Origin of the sequence: Serratia sp. S4 (assembly GCF_000347995.1) — a bacterium.
GTDB classification, from domain to species: domain Bacteria; phylum Pseudomonadota; class Gammaproteobacteria; order Enterobacterales; family Enterobacteriaceae; genus Serratia; species Serratia quinivorans.
This window is the reverse complement of sequence record NZ_KB661120.1, coordinates 4,544,625-4,562,097: the sequence shown is the minus strand read 5'-3', so window position 1 is coordinate 4,562,097 and position 17,473 is coordinate 4,544,625. Positions and strand designations below refer to the sequence as shown.

Sequence of the window (17,473 nt, the reverse complement as noted above, 5' to 3'; positions counted from 1 at the left end):
GCCAGCTCAGGCTGGCGTGGATTTATCTGCAAAACCGCAGGACTCGCGGATCACCAGAGAAGGCGGCAGGATGATACGTTTTGGCGGCTCATCATTACCCTGAATACGGCTGTACAACAGTTCCCCGGCCTTACGGCCAATCTCGCGCGAGGCCACCGATACGGTGGTCAAACCCGGCTGCACCAGCGAGGCTTCGGTAATATCATCAAAACCAATTAGCGCAAAATCACGGCCAATCTGGCGGTTGAGTTTGCGCAATGTCTGCATCACCCCCAGCGCGACAATGTCCTGATAGCATAAGGCCGCAGTGATTTCCGGATGGGCTTTCAGTAACTGTTCCGCCGCCATGGCTCCGGAGCTTTGGCTGGCCTCGCTATCCACAATCCATTCTCCGTTGACCGCGATACCGTGCTCTACCAGCTTGCTGGTGTAGCCGCCCAGCCGTTGTGCGCGGGTAGTCGAGCTGATGGATCCCCCGATAAAGGCGATATGACGATGCCCCAGATTCAGCAGATGCTGAGTCGCCAATTGAGTGCCCAGGAAGTTATCGGTGCCGACGAAGTCAAAGTGCGCATCGGCCACCGGGCGGACTACCATAATGGCCGGTATCTTGCGGCGTTTCAGCGTTTCAAAAAACAGCGGTGGCGTTTGTCTTGCGGCGCACAGCACCATGCCGCTGGTATTGTTCTGCAACAGGGAGTCGACAAATTTTTGCTGCCTGTCGGCGGACTCTTCGCTGTTGGCCAGAAACAGCATCAACTGATGGCGCTCCATCTCCTGGCTCAGCCCGGCGGTCATCTCCGCATAAAACGGATTGGTGATGTCGTGCAGCAGCAGGCCGACCTGGTTGCTGCTGCGATTGCGCAGGTTAGCGGCGGTCTGATTGTAGACATAGCCCAGCTCATCAATGGCGCTCAGCACGCGCTTGCGGGTGGCATCCGATATGCGGCCTCGATTGCGCAACACCATCGATACCGTCGCGGTGGAGACTTTTGCAAGTGCGGCGACGTCCGCCAAGGTTATTGTGCTCATTTCATCTCCTGTCGGTGCCGACTGTCATAGCAAGGTATAACGATTAACCTTATTTTGTAAAACCCTGCCGATAAATCGTGATTCGCGTCACGAAAGTTTGGTTTTTTATGGGGTTATTATCGATTGTAAGAGGTTAATCTCGTTAATCAGCCTATTTTGTATTCGGTTAATCGATTAATCTTTTTCTATGTATTCAGTTCATAGGCAGAAGAATATGACACAGCAACAGCATAAATCAACAAGCTATGACAAGTCTCCGGAAGTGGCAGTGCAGGGATTTGATCATGCCGCCTGGCAGGGCTGGCAGGCAGTGGCCGCCGCCGTCAGCCACAAGATTGCCACTCTTGGGTTGCGCAAAACCCTGTTGGTGGTGGATTGCTACCATGGGGTGAGCCTGGCAGAGCTAACCGAGAATTTTATTCATCCTCTGCAGCCGGTCAGTAGCATCAACGCCGAGTCGGCTAAATACGATGAGCCGCACATCCACGCGATGATTGAGCGCAATTTAACGGATGACCGTGTTTTTGGCGTGCTGTCGTGCCATGAAATGCCCGAGTTTTTTGACGCCGAGCGCGTCCAGCAATTGCGCGATCAAATTGCGAGCGTAGACAGTGGGCTGGTGGTGGTTTACGGGCCGGGTGCGGCGCTGATCGCCGAAGCCGATGTATTGGTGTATGCCGATATGGCCCGCTGGGAAATCCAACAGCGTTTCCGTCGCGGCGAACTGGGCAACTGGGGGGTGAATAATGTGGACGAAGACGTGCTGCGCCGTTACAAACGGGCATTCTTCGTGGAATGGCGAGTCTTCGATCGTCATAAAACCCCGTTGCTGCAGCGTGCCGATTTTGTGTTGGATACCAATCAGGCCGGCCAACCCAAGCTGGTGACCGGCACGGCTTTCCACGCCGGATTGCAGCAGGCAACCCAACGCCCATTCCGCGTGGTGCCGTTTTTTGACCCCGGAGTCTGGGGTGGCCAGTGGATGAAACAACAGTTCGATCTCGACCCGACGGCAGCCAACTATGCATGGTGTTTTGACTGCGTGCCCGAGGAAAACAGCCTGCTAATGCGTTTTGGTGACGTTCGGGTCGAGATCCCCTCACAGGATTTGGTGCTGTTATATCCCCGCCCCTTGCTGGGTGAGCAGGTACACGCCCGCTTCGGCGCCGAATTCCCGATCCGCTTTGATCTGCTCGATACCGTCGGTGGGCAAAATCTCAGTTTCCAGGTGCACCCGCTGACGGAATACATCCAACAGCATTTCGGCATGCACTACACCCAGGATGAAAGCTATTACATTCTGGCGGCAGAGCCGGGGGCTGAGGTGTACCTGGGAGTGAAAAACGGTACCGAACCGCAGGCGATGATGGCCGATCTGGCCGCTGCCCAAAGCGGTGAAAAGCCCTTCGATGACCAGCGTTTTGTTAATCGTTTTCCGGCGCGTAAACACGACCATTTCCTGATCCCTGCGGGGACGGTGCACTGTTCCGGCTCCGGCTCCATGGTGCTGGAGATCAGCGCGACGCCATATATTTTCACCTTCAAACTGTGGGACTGGGGCCGCCTGGGGTTGGATGGTCAGCCACGCCCGGTGCATCTGCAGCATGGCGAACAGGTGATCAACTGGCAGTGCGACACCACCTGGGCGAAGGATCACCTGGTGAACCGTATTGAACAGGTTGCCGAAGGGGCGGGCTGGCAGGAAGAGCGAACCGGTTTGCACGAGCGCGAATTTATCGAAACCCGTCGTCACTGGTTCAGTGAACCGGTGCTGCACCATACCGAAGGCCGGGTGAACGTACTGAATTTGGTTGAAGGGGAAGAGGCGGTAGTTGAAAGCCCTGAGGGCCATTTCGCGCCCTTTGTGGTGCATTACGCCGAAACCTTTATCGTACCGGCCGCCGTGGGGCCATACCGTATCAGCCCCCATGGTCGCAGCCTGGGCAAGACCCTGGGCACCATCAAAGCCTGGGTAAGGGGATAAGCATTATGTTGAAAGTGATAGTGACCTCCCATGGCCCGCTGGCCGAGGCGCTGATGAGCAGCGCACGTATGGTTTACGGTGATCTGCCGGGGACCAGCCATGTAGGCCTGAGCGAAGGTGCCGGTATCGAAGCCTTTAAACAGGAGTTTGCCGACGAATTGCAGCGGGTGAGCGCGGGGGCGGACGGTGTGCTGGTGCTGTGCGACATGCTGTGCGGTACGCCCTACAACGTGGCCTGTCGCCACGCTTTTGATCCCCAAACGCCAGTGCCGATGGCCGTGGTGACCGGCGTGAATTTCCCGATGCTGTTGATGAGTGCCGAATTGCTGGACGAAAAGGACGTTCACCAGGCGGCTCAAGAGCTGGTAGCGCTGGCGGGTGAGGCGATTGCCGTTGCCCGTCCGGCGGTAACGGCGCAATTGGACGATTTCTGAGGAGAGAAGATGGCCATTTCATTTGTACGTATCGACGACCGGGTCATTCACGGTCAACTGGTCACCCGCTGGGCGAAGGAGTTGCCTTGCGACGGTATTGTGGCGATCGATGATGAGGTGGCGGCAGACCCGTTGCTGTCATCGGTGATGAAGGGGGCGGTGCAGGACACGAAAGTGTGGCTGTTTACCGTGCAGCAGGCGATAGAAAAACTGCCGAAGGTGATCGCCAGCGACAAGCAGTACTTCGTGATCGGCAAATCGCCGGTCACGCTGCGCAGGTTGATAGAGGCAGGGATCGATCTCAGCAATCGTAACAAGAAAATTAACGTCGGGCCGATGTCTGCCCGCAAGGAAACGGTGACCATTGGCCCCAATCAATCCGTGAGCGCGGCAGAGACAGAGGCCTTCGATTTCCTTGCCGAACAAGGACATGCCATCGAATTCCGTTTAGTCCCAGACGCCAGCCATTTCAGCTGGCTGGACGCAAAAAAGAAACTCAAATAAGCCTGAACGGCGGGAGTGAACTATGTGGTTTGAAGCGACGCTTATCGGGATACTTTGCTATCTCGGTGCGCTGAGCAGCCCCTGGCTGCTGGGACTGACCGGAGGCTGGTATATCCTCAGCCGTCCGCTGGTCTCCGGCATGCTGGTGGGGGCTATCCTCGGCGATGTACAGACCGGCATTATCATCGGTGTTGCGGTTCAGGCGGTGTATATCGCCATGGTAACACCGGGCGGATCGATGCCGGCCGATCTCAATTTTGTGGCGTTCCCGGCGATTGCGTTGGGCATTCTTTCCGGTAAGGGAACCGAGGTGGCGGTGGCGCTGGCGGCGACTATCGGCATCATGGGCACCGTGCTGTTCAACGCCATGATGGTGCTCAACTCTTACTGGAATCACCGTGCGGATCTGGCGGTCGAGCGCGGCGATGAGCGGGGGATTTACCTCAATAGCGCCATCTGGCCGCAGGTCACCAACTTCCTGTTGCGGTTTATACCGACGTTCATCGCGGTCTTTTTCGGGGCGCGCTATATCAATGCCTTTATGGACAGCCTGCCTGCGCTGGTGTTGACTACCATGAACGTGGTGGGCGGTATTCTGCCTGCGGTCGGCATCGCTATTCTTCTCAAGCAGATTATTAAGAGCTACAGCATGCTGATTTACTTCCTGGTGGGGTTCATCTGCATTGTTTTCCTCAAACTGAATATGGTGGCGCTGGTGATTGTCGGCGCGCTGCTGGCACTGATTCACTACAACTATAAGCCAGAGCCGCAGGTGGCCGCCGCACAGGGCACGCCTCAGGCTGATGATGAGGATGAATTCTGATGGATACGCCAACACCTAAATTGAATAAGCAGGATTTGCGTCGTTGCTGGCGCAGCTGGATGATGTACAACCTGTCATCGATGAGTTTCGAACGCCTGGAGTCTTACGGTTTTTGCCTGAGTATGATGCCGGCGCTGAAAAAACTGTATCAGGATAAACAGCAGCGTATTGAAGCCATTCGCCGTCATACCTCTTTCTACAATACCGAGCCACAGCTGGGCGCGATTGTTAACGGCATGGTGATTGGGCTGGAAGAAAAACGTGCCAACGGCGAGCCGATCGACGGGGAAACCATCAACACGCTCAAGGTGGGGCTGATGGGGCCGGTGGCGGGTATCGGAGACTCGATGGTGCCGGGCATGTTGATCCCGATTTTGTTGAGTATCGGCATGGCGCTGGCGGCCGGTGGCAGTGTGATTGGCCCGCTGTTTTACATCATCGCGTTTAGCCTGATCGTCATTCCGGGGTCTTACTGGCTGTTTATGAAAGGCTACCATATGGGCTCCGGCTCGGTGGAGATGCTGGTCAGCAGCAAGTCCTCACGGCTGCGGGAAGCCCTTTCTCTGCTGGGAGTGTTCGTCATGGGCGGCGTAGCGGCGAGCTACGTCAAACTGGGGACTGGGCTGGAGTTTGTGACCAAAGACGGGGTGAATATCCACCTGCAGCAAATGCTGGACGGCATTTTCCCTAACCTGATGCCGCTGATCGTGGTGCTGGCGACCTGGTATCTGATGGCCAAGCGCGGACTGTCACCGGTGAAGGCGATGCTGGGGTTATTGGTATTGGCAGCGGCAGGGGTAGCCTGCGGTCTATTCTCTTAATACCCGTCGCCTTTCAAGTTGCAGCGTTGTTACCTGCACTCACTCCCCCCAGTTACTTACTTAAGTAAGCGCCTGGGGATGAGTGAGCTGGGCGCCTAGCTGCAACTCGAAATTCATAGGGTATGAAATTTCCTGTTATTGAGTGGGACAGTGGTCTTTACGGCTCAAATCGTTGCCATTTTTCCGCTACGCTGCCGGGTTTGGAAATGAACTGGAAGCGCGCCGGGTCAGCTTCAAACTGCGAGTATAAGGGAGCGTCGCTCAAACCGAATTCGTGGTATTGGCGTGGCCCGATGGCGTGCAGCCTGCCGGATTGATAGTGCGGATTCTGTTGCCAGATAATATTGCTGCCCTGTAATAGCGGGTACCAGGCCAGCCCTTTATATTCACGTACGGCATCGTATTCAAAGCCATATTCACGATCGCACCAGGCGGCGAAGGTCAGCGGCTGATTGGCATCGGCGGAAATCGTGGCGTGCGCCCATCCTGGCGGTACCAATACTTTTTCACCCGGGCCGGCATGTACGGCAAAGCAACGTCCCGGCTCACGCTCAACCCTTTCTTGCATGTAAATAATGGCCTTCCCTTGCCAGATTTCGTACAGCTCCGGCGGTGACCAGCCGCTGTGTACACTGATGCGATGCACATGACCCTGACTGCGTACTGGCTCCTGACCTAACTGGCCTTTGGCATAGGTGACAATGCCGAACAACAACATGCGTTTTTTCAATTCGGCCAAATGCTGCTGTTTGGCGACGTCCATGGCGATGGCATAGACCTGTTCTGGCCCGCTGCAGTCAGGGTCGCGCAGAGAACGGCGGATTTGTTCTAACGTCCGAATCTCCGGCAAAGGGCCAATCACGTCATCGCCATAGCCAAACCCCATCGGATGCTCGCTAATGGAGACATCCAGGCCAAATCTAAGCATCGAATCACTCATATTGCGCCTCCGCTTTCCAACCGCTGCCATCGGTAAACACCCGCAGTTTGAAGCCCTGTGGCTGTAGTGCGTCGTAGTTGTGCCCAGCCACCGTTGGCCAAACCGCCAGTGCGGACAGTACCTCAGTACCGGTGTTGATCAGGCGATGAGCGGTAAAGGAAGGGATATGGTGCACGCTACCGGGGGTTACCTGTTCCAGCATGCAAGCACCGTCCCGGTGTTGCAGCAACAGCAAACCCTGGCCACGCAGACCAAAATAGAATTCCGCCTGTTCGGGGCGCTGATGAAAGTGCCCGCGGGTCATAAAGAATTCACTGCCCACCCGGCCAGGTTGCAGGTGAGTGGTGCCGACAAACAGCTCACCTTCCTGTTGCTCGGAAGGCAGCATTTCTACCTGATACACGGCAAGTTCTGCCGGCATCTCTCGCCATGCGGCAGGATCGGAAAAGATCCCGGTCAGACTGCCCAGGGTGGTAGATTTTCGTTGAATATCAGGTGCAGTAAAGCATCCGTCCGCCAGGTTGACCTGCGGTGGAATAATGGACGTCAGTTTCATATCTGGTTGCTCCGCCCGAGGAGAACAGACACTTTGAGTATAAAAGGTTAATCGATTAATCACCAGCCGGAAAGTATAAAAAAAGCGCGATATGATCGCGCTTGATATCAACCAATTTAATCGTTAGCCGAGGATGATGTGCGGGTAGAAACGCGACAGATCCTGGGTGATCAGTTCGCGATCTTCACGCAGACCGATGCCGCAGGGTTGATCGTCAACCAGCCAACTGCCGATCAGCGTATAGCTGCCTTCAAACTGAGGCAGCGGGTGGAACTGCTGCACGATCATGCCTTCTTCGCCGTAAGGGCCATCGACGCGTGCCACTTCCTGACCGTTTTGCACGATCTGGATATTGGCACCTTCGCGTGAGAACAGCGGCTTGGTGACGTAGTGATCGAGCTGTGGATGATCGTCTTCTGCAAAATATGACGCCAGCAGATTAGGGTGATCCGGGAACATTTCCCACAGCATCGGCAGCAGGGCCTTGTTGGAGATAATGCTTTTCCACGCCGGCTCCAGCCAGCGCACGCCGGCATCTTCCAGCTTGGTGGAAAACATTTCGCGCAGCATGAATTCCCACGGGTAAAGCTTGAACAGGTTACCAATGACCTGATTTTGCAGGTCGGTAAACTGGCCTTTCTCACCCAGACCAATCTCTTCCATAAACAGGAATTCGGTCGGGACTCCGGCTTCCAGCGCGCAGTCTTGCAGGTATTGCACAGTACCGCGGTCTTCCTCACTGTCCTGGCAACAGGCCAGGTGCAGCAGGCCGAAACCGTGGTGCGCTTTCAGATCGGCGAAACGCTCGATCAGTTTTTCCTGCAGGCTGTTGTACTGATCGGACTCCGGGCTGAGCTTGCCGGCGTTGATCTGGTCTTCCAGCCACAACCATTGGAAAAAGGCCGCTTCATACAGCGAGGTCGGGGTATCGGCGTTGTTTTCCAGCAGCTTGGGCGGATTGATACCGTCGTAGGCCAGATCAAGACGTGAATACAGTGACGGTTGGCTGGTGCGCCATGAGCTGCGTACGAACTCCCAGGTGTGTTTCGGGATGCGGAACTTGGTCATCAGCGCATCGCTGCTGACCACTTTCTCTACCACCTGCAGGCACATCTGGTGCAATTCGGCGGTGGCGTTTTCAATTTCTTCAATCTGCGCCAGCGTGAATTGGTAATAGGCGTCCTCACACCAGTAGGGTTCGCCATACATGGTGTGGAAGCGGAAGCCGAATTCGGTGGCTTTTTCGCGCCAGTCCGGGCGCTCGGTGATCGCAACGCGTTTCATGCATTAACCGCCCATGCTGCGTGAGCTGGAGGTCGCGCTGCTGCGCTGCATGCTGGTCTGCTTGGCGACGGATTCGCCAAAGCCACCACGGGTGACGGTATTGGTCACTGCCGGTTTCGGTGCCATGGCGGTTTTTGGCACCGTCATGGTACGGCCGCCTGCGGTGGCCGGGCCGTAGCTCTTGCCAGAGGCATCAACGAATTTGCCGTTGGCCGGGCTGGCGGCGTTTTTAGAGGTGAACAGCGGCTGTTGAGCAAAGCCGGAGCCGCCCATCATGCGGCCCATCATGTAACCCGCCATCAGCGGCATCCACATGCTGCCGCTGCTCTGTGACTCTGCAGCCATGCCGGCCTGTGCCGGAGCCGGTGCCTGAGTACACTGCGCTTCACCGAACTCGGCGACACAGTCTTCGCGAGTCGCGTATTTCGGCGCGGTTTTTTCGGCTTCTTTCAGGGCGTTGTTATAGGCAGTGGTGCACTGCTCGCTCATCGAAGGGTTGGTGCGCGAACAGTCGTCGGCATTTTGATACATAGAGACCGTTTCATCGCTCTTCTCGCAGCCGGCCAGCATAAAGACAGCGCTGATCGCCAAAGCTACGGGCGCAACGCGGTAGTCGCGCCAGGATTTGCGGAACGTCTCTCGGTTGATGTTTTTTGTCCGTTTCATCGTTATTCATCCCATCAGTCGGGCTGTATTCGCCCATTCCCAGTAATGGCGGTAAGGATAGGGTAAAGATGGTCAAAATTAAAGCTGAAATACCTACGGAATCCACTCTTTACGCAGCTATACGTTGGGTTGTGCGCCAGTTCGCTTTACCGGCTAAAAAAGCCTCGTCAGAGTTTCATTATGAAACGTCATGGGTAAAGTAATGTTCCATAATGAAACGAAAATACCGGAGGTCGCAAAGCCTTCGACAAGCCCTATAGTCAGTCCATAACAACGCGACGGCACAAGACCGGCGCATTATCACCTGATATCTGAACGTTACCATCGCCAATTTCCCTACAAGGATCCGGTTATGTTGAGAATCATCCAGTCTCCAGGCAAGTACATCCAGGGCGCCAACGCATTGGCCGCCGTGGGCGAATACGCGAAAGCCCTTGCCGACCATTATTTCGTGATCGCCGACGACTTCGTGATGAAGCTGACGGGCGATACCCTGATGGGCAGCCTGCACCAGCACGGGGTGAAGCATCACGCCTGTGTGTTCAACGGCGAATGCTGCCATAAGGAAATCGACCGGCTGGGCCAGGAACTGAAGGCCCATGGCTGCCGCGGTGTGATTGGCGTCGGCGGCGGTAAAACGCTGGACACCGCCAAGGCTATTGCCCATTACCAGCATCTGCCGGTGGTGCTGATCCCGACCATTGCTTCCACCGATGCGCCAACCAGCGCGCTGTCGGTGATCTACACCGAGCAGGGCGAATTTGACGAATATCTGATCCACACCAGTAATCCGGACATGGTGATAATGGACAGCTCGATTATCGCCAAGGCGCCGGTGCGACTGCTGGTGGCGGGCATGGGTGACGCGCTTTCAACCTATTTTGAAGCACAGGCCTGTTTCGATGCCCAGGCGACCAGCATGGCGGGCGGCAAGTCCACGCTGGCGGCATTGAGCCTGGCGCGGTTGTGCTATGAGACGCTGCTGGCGGAGGGCGTGAAGGCCAAGCTGGCGGTCGAGGCCGGCGTGGTGACCGAGGCGGTCGAGCGCATTATCGAGGCCAATACCTATCTGAGCGGTATCGGTTTCGAAAGCAGTGGCCTGGCGGCCGCGCATGCCATTCACAATGGTTTTACCGTGCTGGAAGAGTGCCATCACCTTTATCACGGCGAAAAGGTGGCATTTGGCACGCTGTCACAGCTGGTGCTGCAAAACAGCAGCATGGCGCAGATCGAAACGGTGCTGGATTTCTGTCAGCGTCTCGGCCTGCCAATTACGCTGGCGCAGATGGGCGTTAGCGGCGACCCGGCGGAGAAAATCATGGCGGTGGCCGAAGCCAGCTGCGCGGCAGGCGAAACCATTCACAATATGCCGTTTGAGGTCACGCCTGCCAGCGTACAGGCGGCCATTCTGACGGCAGACCGGCTGGGCAACGCCTGGCTGCAACAACACTCAAGCTGATAGAGCAGGGGCGCAGCACGCTGCGTCCCGTTGGCCAAACGAGGAAATAACCGTGAAAAAACTGATTAACAAGGTTGAGTCGGTACTGGAAGAGCAACTGCTGGGGTTGGCAGAGGCTCATCCTGAGCTGTTGGTGCATCAGGAGCCGGTGTTTGTCACCCGCGCCGATGCGCCGGTAGCGGGCAAGGTGGCGATCCTGTCCGGCGGCGGCAGCGGCCACGAGCCGATGCACTGCGGTTTTGTCGGCGAAGGCATGCTCGACGGTGCCTGCCCGGGGGAAATTTTTACCTCGCCCACGCCGGATAAAATGTACGAGTGCGGCCAGGCGATCGACGGCGGCGCCGGGGTGTTGTTGCTGATTAAAAACTACACCGGCGACGTACTGAACTTTGAAACCGCCACTGAGCTGTTGCATGACAGCGGTGTCCAGGTGGCGACGGTGCTGGTGGATGATGACGTGGCGGTTAAAGACAGCCTGTTCACCGCCGGGCGACGCGGGGTGGCCAATACCGTGCTGATGGAGAAACTGCTCGGTGCGGCAACGGCGCGTGGCGATGACCTCGATAGCATCGTGACGCTGGGCCACAGCATCAATAATCACGGGCATTCGATCGGTATCGCGCTGGGGGCCTGTACCGTACCGGCTGCCGGTAAACCGTCATTCGTGCTGGCGGAAAACGAGATGGAATTCGGCGTCGGTATTCACGGTGAACCGGGGATTGCGCGGCGCCCGTTCACCACCCTGAATGCGGCGGTGGACGACATGTTCCATACCCTGATCGACCATGGTCATTACCAGCGCACCATCCGCGTCTGGGATCGTCAACAGGGCGAATGGCGCGATGAAGTGCAGACCAAACAACCGCTGACGCGCGGTGACCGGGTGATCGCACTGGTAAACAACCTGGGTGCGACGCCGCTGTCCGAACTGTATGGCGTCTATCACCGGTTGGCGGAGCGTTGTGCCGAAGCAGGCATGATAGTTGAGCGCAGCCTGGTGGGTTCCTATTGCACATCGCTGGATATGCAAGGGGTCTCAATCACGCTGCTGAAAGTGGACGACGAACTGTTGTCCCTGTGGGATGCGCCGGTGAAAACGCCTGCGCTGCGTTGGGGTTGCTGAGGAGGAGTCATGGCGTTAACCAAACAACAAGTGGTCGACTGGCTGATGCGCTGCGGCGAGGTATTTACTCAGCAGCGTGATTTTTTAACCCGGCTGGATACCGAGATTGGTGATTCCGACCACGGGCTGAACATGAACCGCGGCTTCAACAAGGTAGTGGAAAAACTGCCTTCGGTGGCGGACAAAGACATCGGTTTTATCCTGAAGAACACCGGCATGACGCTGCTGTCCAGCGTGGGAGGAGCCAGCGGCCCGCTGTTCGGCACCTTCTTCATCCGCGCTGCGCAGTCGACCAATGCCAAGCAGAGCCTGGATCTGGCGGAGCTGCATCAAATGATGCAGGAAGGCGTCGAAGGCGTGGTGATGCGCGGCAAGGCGGAGCCGGGTGATAAAACCATGTGTGACGTCTGGTGGCCAGTGGTGGAAAGCCTGGGCCAGTCGGCCGAGCAGCAGCTAAGCGTGGCGGAGGCCTTGCAGCGCGCCAGTGAACGGGCGGAGCAGGCGGTTGAAAGCACCATCACCATGCAGGCACGCAAAGGGCGGGCCAGTTACCTGGGTGAGCGCAGCATCGGCCATCAGGATCCGGGTGCCACCTCGGTGATGCTGATGATGAAAACGCTGGCAGCGGTCGCCGGCCAATAGCAGGAGGCGAAATGATCAATATCGTTGTAGTTTCACACAGCGCGCTGTTGGCGCGCGGGGTTGAAGAGCTGGCGTTGCAGATGATGCGTGGCGATGGCTGCAAACTGGTGCTGGCGGCGGGGGTCGATGATGCGGAGCACCCGATAGGCACCGACGCCGTCAAAGTGATGGAGGCGATTGAGTCGGTGGCTGAAGGTGCGGGCATTGTGGTGCTGATGGATTTGGGCAGTGCGCTGCTGAGCGCCGAAACCGCGATCGATCTGCTGGATCCGTCGTTGGCCGCCAAAGTCCGGCTGTGCTCGGCACCGCTGGTCGAAGGGACGCTGGCCGCGGTGGTGGCCGCCAATGCCGGAGCCGGGCTGGAACAGGTACTGGCCGAGGCGCAGGGCGCATTGCAGGCCAAACAGGCGCAGTTGGGGGAAGCCACCGCATCGGTTGTGCAAAGCGTTGAATTGCCGCTTGCACAGGGGAAAAGCGTCAGTTGGACGGTGCAGAACCCGCATGGCCTGCACGCCCGACCGGCGGCGCGGCTGGCGGAAGCGCTGGCCCCGTTTGATGCCGAGCTGGTGCTGGAAAAACAGGGCCAGTGCGCCAATCCGCGTAGTCTTAACCAGATTGCGCTTTTGCAGGTGCGCCACGGCGACACCATTCGGCTGATTGCGGACGGACCGCAGGCCGAACAGGCGCTGGCGGCGTTTAGCGCACTGGCGGAGCAGCACTTTGGCGAAACGGTCTCCGAGCAGAGCCTGCCGTCGCTGCACGGTATTCCGGTGGCGGAGAGCGTGACCAGTGGCCCGGTGTGGCAAGCGCTGAGCTTCTGGCCGACAGTGGTCGAGCGCACTATTGGCGCTGACGACGTGCTGAACGAACAACAGCGGCTACGCCAGGCGTTGCAGCTCACGCTGAGCGATTTGAACCGGTTGGCGGAGCGCACTGGCTCATTGATTGGCAAACCGCAGGCGGCCATATTCGGCGCCCACAGCATGCTGCTGGACGATCCAGATCTGCAGCAGGCGGCCTATACCCGCATCGCCCGCCAGCAATGCAGCGCCGAGCAGGCATGGCGGCAAGAGATGGAAGCGATTGCCGGGGAGTATCGTGAACTGGACGATGAATATATGCGGGCGCGGGAATTGGACGTGCGCGACATGCTGCGTCGCACCCTGAGTCATCTGCAACAGCAGCCGTTACCGGTGATTACGCTAACCGCGCCGTCCATTCTGGTGATGGATGAACTGATGCCGTCTGACGTGGTGATGCTCGATCGTCGTCTGGTGCTCGGCATCTGCTTAAGCGGCGGTAACGCACTGTCGCACAGCGCCATTTTGGCGAAGGCGATGGGCATGCCGATGGTGGTGGGCATGAACGATTGCATCAGCAAAACCCGCAATGGCCAGAAAGCGATGCTGGATGCGGCGCGCGGTGTGTTGCAACTCAGCCACTGACGGCGTGCCCTCAGGCGCGCAGCTTAAACTGGCGAATATCAATCTGATACTGTTTGATTTTTCGCCACAGCGTGGTGCGACCAATGCCCAGCAGCTGCGCCATTTCGTTCAATTGCCCGCGGCTGACGTTTGCCGCGTGAATGATCGCCTGACGTTCCATCTCCGCCAGTGTTAATAGCGGTATGCCCGGTTGCGGTTCACTTTCCAGCAGTGGCTGGTGGCTGAGCAAGTGCTCGGGCAAGTCCGCCAGTTGCAGATGGTGGCCGTGGCACATCATCGCGGTGCGCTCCACCACCCCCTTCAGCTCCAGATCGTTGCCGGGCCACAGATACAGACCGAGCTGGACCATCACTTCGTCATCCACCCGAAAACGGCACTGGAAATGCTGTTCCAGCGTGCGCAGGTGGTGCTTCACCAGCAGCGGAATATCACTCAGCCGTTGGCGCAGCGCCGGGATTTGGATCTCGAACGCCTGCAGGCTGTAGAACAGTTGGCGGCGAAAGCGATTCTGTTGCACCAACAGCGGCAGATCGGCGGCACTGCTGGCGATCACCCGCACATCGACCGGGATCACCCGATTGGAATTGAGCCGCATGACTACGCCAGTTTTCAGCACCTGCAGCAGCGCAGACTGCATCTCCGCCGGCAAATACTCTATTTGTTCCAGGTACAGCGTACCGCCATTGGCCAGTTCAAACTTGCTGAGCTGGCCCGCTTCTTCCTCGTTGGCATCGCTGCCGAGCAGCTCCCGCAGTCCCTGAGCCTCCGGCAATAACTGGCAATTGAGGGCGATGTAAGGCCCGGTGGCGCGCTCACTGGCGTTGTGGATCGCCTGGCTGAGTAGCTCCTTGCCAACACCTTCTTCGCCGCACAGCAGGATCGGGTGCTGGCCCTTCGCCGCCTGTTGGCCATAGCGAATCAACCGCCGCATTTCCAGCGAGGCGGAAGGCATCTGTTCAAAACTGTGGCTGACTCGCCCCAGTTGGCTGCTGACATACTGATGCAGTCGTTCGAGCGGATGGAGCAGGGCAATAAAGCTGCAGCGCTCACCGTCGAAGATCGGTTTGAGGGTTAACAGTGCCGCAATAAACTGCCGCTGGCTTTCGAAGGTCACTTCAACGTGTTGCAGTGGCTGCCGCTGGGCGATGGCCCGGTTGAGCAGGGCGGGCAGCGTCAGTAACTGGCTCAGGGGCTTGCCCTGACTTTGTTGTTCATCCAGCTTGAGCAAGGAAGCGGCACGCTGATTGATGTACTGCAGGTAGCCGCGATGGTCCCAGGCCATGACGCCGTCATCCACCCCGTCGAGCAGGCCGTATAGCTGATTCAGATGGCGGTTGGATTCCGCCAGCAGGCTGTCGGCGTTGATTGAATTACCGATCTCACGTGCCAGCGCCAGCGTTAGTGACAAATCACCGGCGGCACAGTCGGCAAGCAGGCAGCCTAATGCGATCGAGCCGCGTTGGCGGCCACTGTTGTCATAGACCGGCGTGGCGCAGAATGACCAGTCGTGCAGCGCCTGGCGCACATGTTCGCTGCCGCGGACCTGCATTGGGTGGCCCTCTGCCACCGCCAGTGACGGTGCATTGGTGCCGATGTCACCTTCGGCCCAATAAGCGCCAGGCATAAAACCCAACTGTTGCAGACGTTCGCGCGTTAGGGCATCGCCGCACAGCCACAGCATGCAGCCGCTTTCGTCGAGGATCATCAGCAGGCAGCGCCGTTGTTCCATGTACTCGCAAGCGTCTTCCAGCGCCGCCTGGCCGAGCGTCAGCAGATCGTTCTTACGCTGGCAGATGGAGTTAAAGGTAGCGCCAAGTGCGCAGTGGGGGGCTTTCCACACCGCGGGCTGCATCAGGCTGCGGCAGCGTAGCCAGGAAGCATAGATTGCCGGCGCAGGACGTTGTTCGGGTGGCAGGTTGCCTTCGATCAGGCGTTGCCAGCTTGAGGTGTTTTCCATTGGATCCCGTCCAGACGAGATAAAGCGATAACCTGGATGATACCACCCCAGGGTGGGGGAACGGCTGTGAGGCGGTGGGCAGAACCGATGAGCAGGCAAAAAAAACGGGGTGCGGCAGATGCCGGACCCCGTATTCAGCGCAGTACGGCAATCAATTACGGAATGGATTACCGCTGGTGCGTGCAGGCTGGCTGGTGGTGGCCGCCGGCGCGGAGGCGCGGGTGGCAACCGGTGCTGCAGTTTGTGGCGCAGGGGCGTTGCCGTTATAGCCTTCAGCGTAAGCGTCCTGTGCGGTAGTCGGTGGCGCTACCACGTCTTGCGAAGTAGAAATCGGTTTACCCAATGCGCCATTCAGCATCATCAGATCGTTCTCGTTCAGGGTACCGAGCGCCGACTTGATGTTCAGTTGGTTGATCAGGTAGGTATAACGCGCGCTGGAGAGCTGTTGCTTGGCGTTATACAGCGTACTGGTTGCATCCAGCACGTCGACGATGGTACGGGTACCCACCTGGTAGCCGGCCTCGGTCGCATCCAATGAACTCTGGGCAGACACTACCGCTTGTTGGTAGGCGTTGATGCTGCTGATCGAGGCGTTCACGTTATTGAACGAAGAACGCACGGTCTGCACTACGCTGCGGTGGGCACTTTCCAGTTGCTCGCTGGCGCCAACGAAGTTGTACTGCGCCTGCTGCACCTGCGAGTTGGTCTGACCGCCGCTGTACAACGGCAAGTTAAAGCTGATGCCAACCTTATTCTGACCGGCATCGGAATCGCTGTAACGCGATGAGTTCACCGGGCCACTGGTAGCGGATCCGTTATATTTGGTATTGCTGATGCCGGTGGATGCGCTAACGTCTATTGTTGGCATATAACCGGTTTGCGCCGAACGGATCTGCTCACGGGCCAGGTCTTGGCTCAGGCGAGCGGACAACAGGCTCAGGTTGCGGCTTTCTGCCTCTTTCAGCAGGTTATTGACTGCATCCGGGCGTTTGGTGTTGAAACGGTCGGTATTCAACGAGGCCAGTTCCGGATAGAAGGTGCCGGTCACCTGGCGCAGTTTTTCCAGCGCGTTGTCCAGGTTGTTACGGGCGGTGACTTCGGCCGCCAGCACAGTATCGTAGGACGAACGGGCGTTCTGCACGTCGGTGATCGCGACCAGGCCCACGTTAAAGCGTTGGGTGGTCTGGTCCAGGGTGCGGTAAACCGCTTGCTTGTTCGCCTGGGTGTAGGACAGCGTATCGATGGCGCTCAGTACGTTAAAATAGGCGGTAGCGGTGTCGAGGATCAGCTGCTGTGACGAGGTCTGGAAAGTCACGTCGGAAATGCCGGCGGTTTTTTCCTGCAGCGTCAGCGCACGCCATTTGGACATGTCGAATACGGTCTGCGTCAACGCCAGGGAACCGCTGGTGACGTTACTGTTAACGCCATTGCTGTCGCGGTAGCCATTGGTGTAATCGTAACCCGCGGTCAAACCCAACTGCGGCAGCAACGGGCTGCGTGCTTCGTTGATTTTTTCGAATGCGGCGTCACGGTCAGCGGCGGTTTTGCGCAGATCCGGGTTACTTTCCCTGGCCTGTTTGTAGACCTGCAGCAGGTTCTCTGCCTGGCTCATTGCACTGAAGCCGCCCAGGCTCAGTCCGATAAGAAGGGGGAGCAGTTTCTTCATTTGCATTCCTTGTTGTGCAGCAATATTGCGGAGTTAGCTGACGATAGACGAAATAGTTGCCGATTCTAGCAGAGTCTGTTGTACGCCTAAGGTGGCTGAATGTGCCATCTCGCGTAACTTTTACCTTTCAGGCCGCC

The 17,473-nt window shown here is 57.7% G+C and carries 16 protein-coding genes; 9 read left to right on the top strand and 7 right to left on the bottom strand.

What is annotated here, in order from left to right:
• Positions 1-6: 6 nt before the first annotated feature.
• Positions 7-1,032, bottom strand: a complete 1,026-nt coding sequence (locus SERS4_RS0121935) for a LacI family DNA-binding transcriptional regulator (RefSeq protein ID WP_012146982.1) — start codon at positions 1,030-1,032, stop codon at positions 7-9.
• A gap of 214 nt (positions 1,033-1,246) precedes the next feature.
• Here SERS4_RS0121935 and SERS4_RS0121930 point away from each other — a divergent pair, with 214 nt between their 5' ends.
• From SERS4_RS0121930 to SERS4_RS0121910, 5 genes are read left to right on the top strand one after another with little or no spacing between them, the layout of a single operon-like run.
• Entirely contained in the window at positions 1,247-3,016 is a 1,770-nt protein-coding gene (locus SERS4_RS0121930) for a class I mannose-6-phosphate isomerase (protein WP_017894054.1), read from the top strand.
• Between the two features lie 5 nt (positions 3,017-3,021).
• Positions 3,022-3,450, top strand: a complete 429-nt coding sequence (locus SERS4_RS0121925; RefSeq protein ID WP_017894053.1) for a PTS sugar transporter subunit IIA — start codon at positions 3,022-3,024, stop codon at positions 3,448-3,450.
• A gap of 9 nt (positions 3,451-3,459) precedes the next feature.
• Entirely contained in the window at positions 3,460-3,954 is a 495-nt protein-coding gene (locus SERS4_RS0121920; protein WP_017894052.1) for a PTS sugar transporter subunit IIB, read from the top strand.
• A gap of 22 nt (positions 3,955-3,976) precedes the next feature.
• Complete coding sequence (locus SERS4_RS0121915; RefSeq protein WP_012146978.1) at positions 3,977-4,777, top strand: PTS sugar transporter subunit IIC; 801 nt, start codon at positions 3,977-3,979, stop codon at positions 4,775-4,777.
• On the top strand, positions 4,777-5,598 hold the full coding sequence (locus SERS4_RS0121910; protein ID WP_012146977.1) for a PTS system mannose/fructose/sorbose family transporter subunit IID: 822 nt from the start codon (positions 4,777-4,779) through the stop codon (positions 5,596-5,598). Before SERS4_RS0121915 ends, SERS4_RS0121910 begins: the two co-directional genes overlap by 1 nt.
• Before the next feature lie 157 nt (positions 5,599-5,755).
• On the opposite strand, the gene SERS4_RS0121905 is transcribed toward SERS4_RS0121910, so the two are convergent.
• The 4 genes from SERS4_RS0121905 to SERS4_RS0121890 all read right to left on the bottom strand — a co-directional run bounded on the left by SERS4_RS0121905 (position 5,756) and on the right by SERS4_RS0121890 (position 9,044).
• Positions 5,756-6,538, bottom strand: a complete 783-nt coding sequence (locus tag SERS4_RS0121905; RefSeq protein WP_017894051.1) for a glucose-6-phosphate isomerase family protein — start codon at positions 6,536-6,538, stop codon at positions 5,756-5,758.
• Positions 6,531-7,094 carry a glucose-6-phosphate isomerase gene (locus tag SERS4_RS0121900; protein ID WP_017894050.1) on the bottom strand — a complete coding sequence of 188 codons (564 nt, stop codon included), beginning with the start codon at positions 7,092-7,094 and terminating at the stop codon, positions 6,531-6,533. The genes SERS4_RS0121905 and SERS4_RS0121900 overlap by 8 nt, the downstream gene beginning before the upstream one ends.
• Before the next feature lie 123 nt (positions 7,095-7,217).
• Positions 7,218-8,378 carry a glutathionylspermidine synthase family protein gene (locus SERS4_RS0121895; RefSeq protein ID WP_012146974.1) on the bottom strand — a complete coding sequence of 387 codons (1,161 nt, stop codon included), beginning with the start codon at positions 8,376-8,378 and terminating at the stop codon, positions 7,218-7,220.
• 3 nt (positions 8,379-8,381) lie between these two features.
• A complete protein-coding gene (locus SERS4_RS0121890; RefSeq protein WP_012146973.1) occupies positions 8,382-9,044 on the bottom strand; it encodes a DUF1190 family protein in 663 nt (220 codons plus the stop codon).
• 352 nt (positions 9,045-9,396) lie between these two features.
• Between SERS4_RS0121890 and SERS4_RS0121885 the strand changes: the two genes are divergently transcribed.
• From SERS4_RS0121885 to dhaM, 4 genes are read left to right on the top strand one after another with little or no spacing between them, the layout of a single operon-like run.
• The gene (locus SERS4_RS0121885) at positions 9,397-10,503 is read left to right on the top strand and encodes a glycerol dehydrogenase (protein WP_017894049.1); all 1,107 of its coding nucleotides are present in this window, start codon (positions 9,397-9,399) and stop codon (positions 10,501-10,503) included.
• A 52-nt stretch (positions 10,504-10,555) separates the two neighbouring features.
• Positions 10,556-11,626: a dihydroxyacetone kinase subunit DhaK gene (dhaK, locus tag SERS4_RS0121880; protein ID WP_012146971.1), complete on the top strand. Its 1,071-nt coding sequence runs from the start codon at positions 10,556-10,558 to the stop codon at positions 11,624-11,626.
• Between the two features lie 9 nt (positions 11,627-11,635).
• Positions 11,636-12,268 (top strand): dihydroxyacetone kinase subunit DhaL, encoded by a 633-nt coding sequence (dhaL, locus tag SERS4_RS0121875; RefSeq protein ID WP_017894048.1) that lies wholly within the window; start codon positions 11,636-11,638, stop codon positions 12,266-12,268.
• Positions 12,269-12,279: 11 nt separating this feature from the next.
• Positions 12,280-13,713 carry a dihydroxyacetone kinase phosphoryl donor subunit DhaM gene (gene dhaM / locus SERS4_RS0121870; RefSeq protein ID WP_017894047.1) on the top strand — a complete coding sequence of 478 codons (1,434 nt, stop codon included), beginning with the start codon at positions 12,280-12,282 and terminating at the stop codon, positions 13,711-13,713.
• Positions 13,714-13,723: 10 nt separating this feature from the next.
• Here the strand turns inward: dhaM and dhaR are convergent, their stop codons facing one another.
• Together dhaR and tolC are read right to left on the bottom strand one after the other, a co-directional pair.
• The gene (dhaR, locus tag SERS4_RS0121865; RefSeq protein WP_017894046.1) at positions 13,724-15,670 is read right to left on the bottom strand and encodes a dihydroxyacetone kinase operon transcriptional regulator DhaR; all 1,947 of its coding nucleotides are present in this window, start codon (positions 15,668-15,670) and stop codon (positions 13,724-13,726) included.
• A gap of 151 nt (positions 15,671-15,821) precedes the next feature.
• Entirely contained in the window at positions 15,822-17,336 is a 1,515-nt protein-coding gene (gene tolC, locus SERS4_RS0121860; RefSeq protein WP_017894045.1) for an outer membrane channel protein TolC, read from the bottom strand.
• Positions 17,337-17,473: the final 137 nt, after the last annotated feature.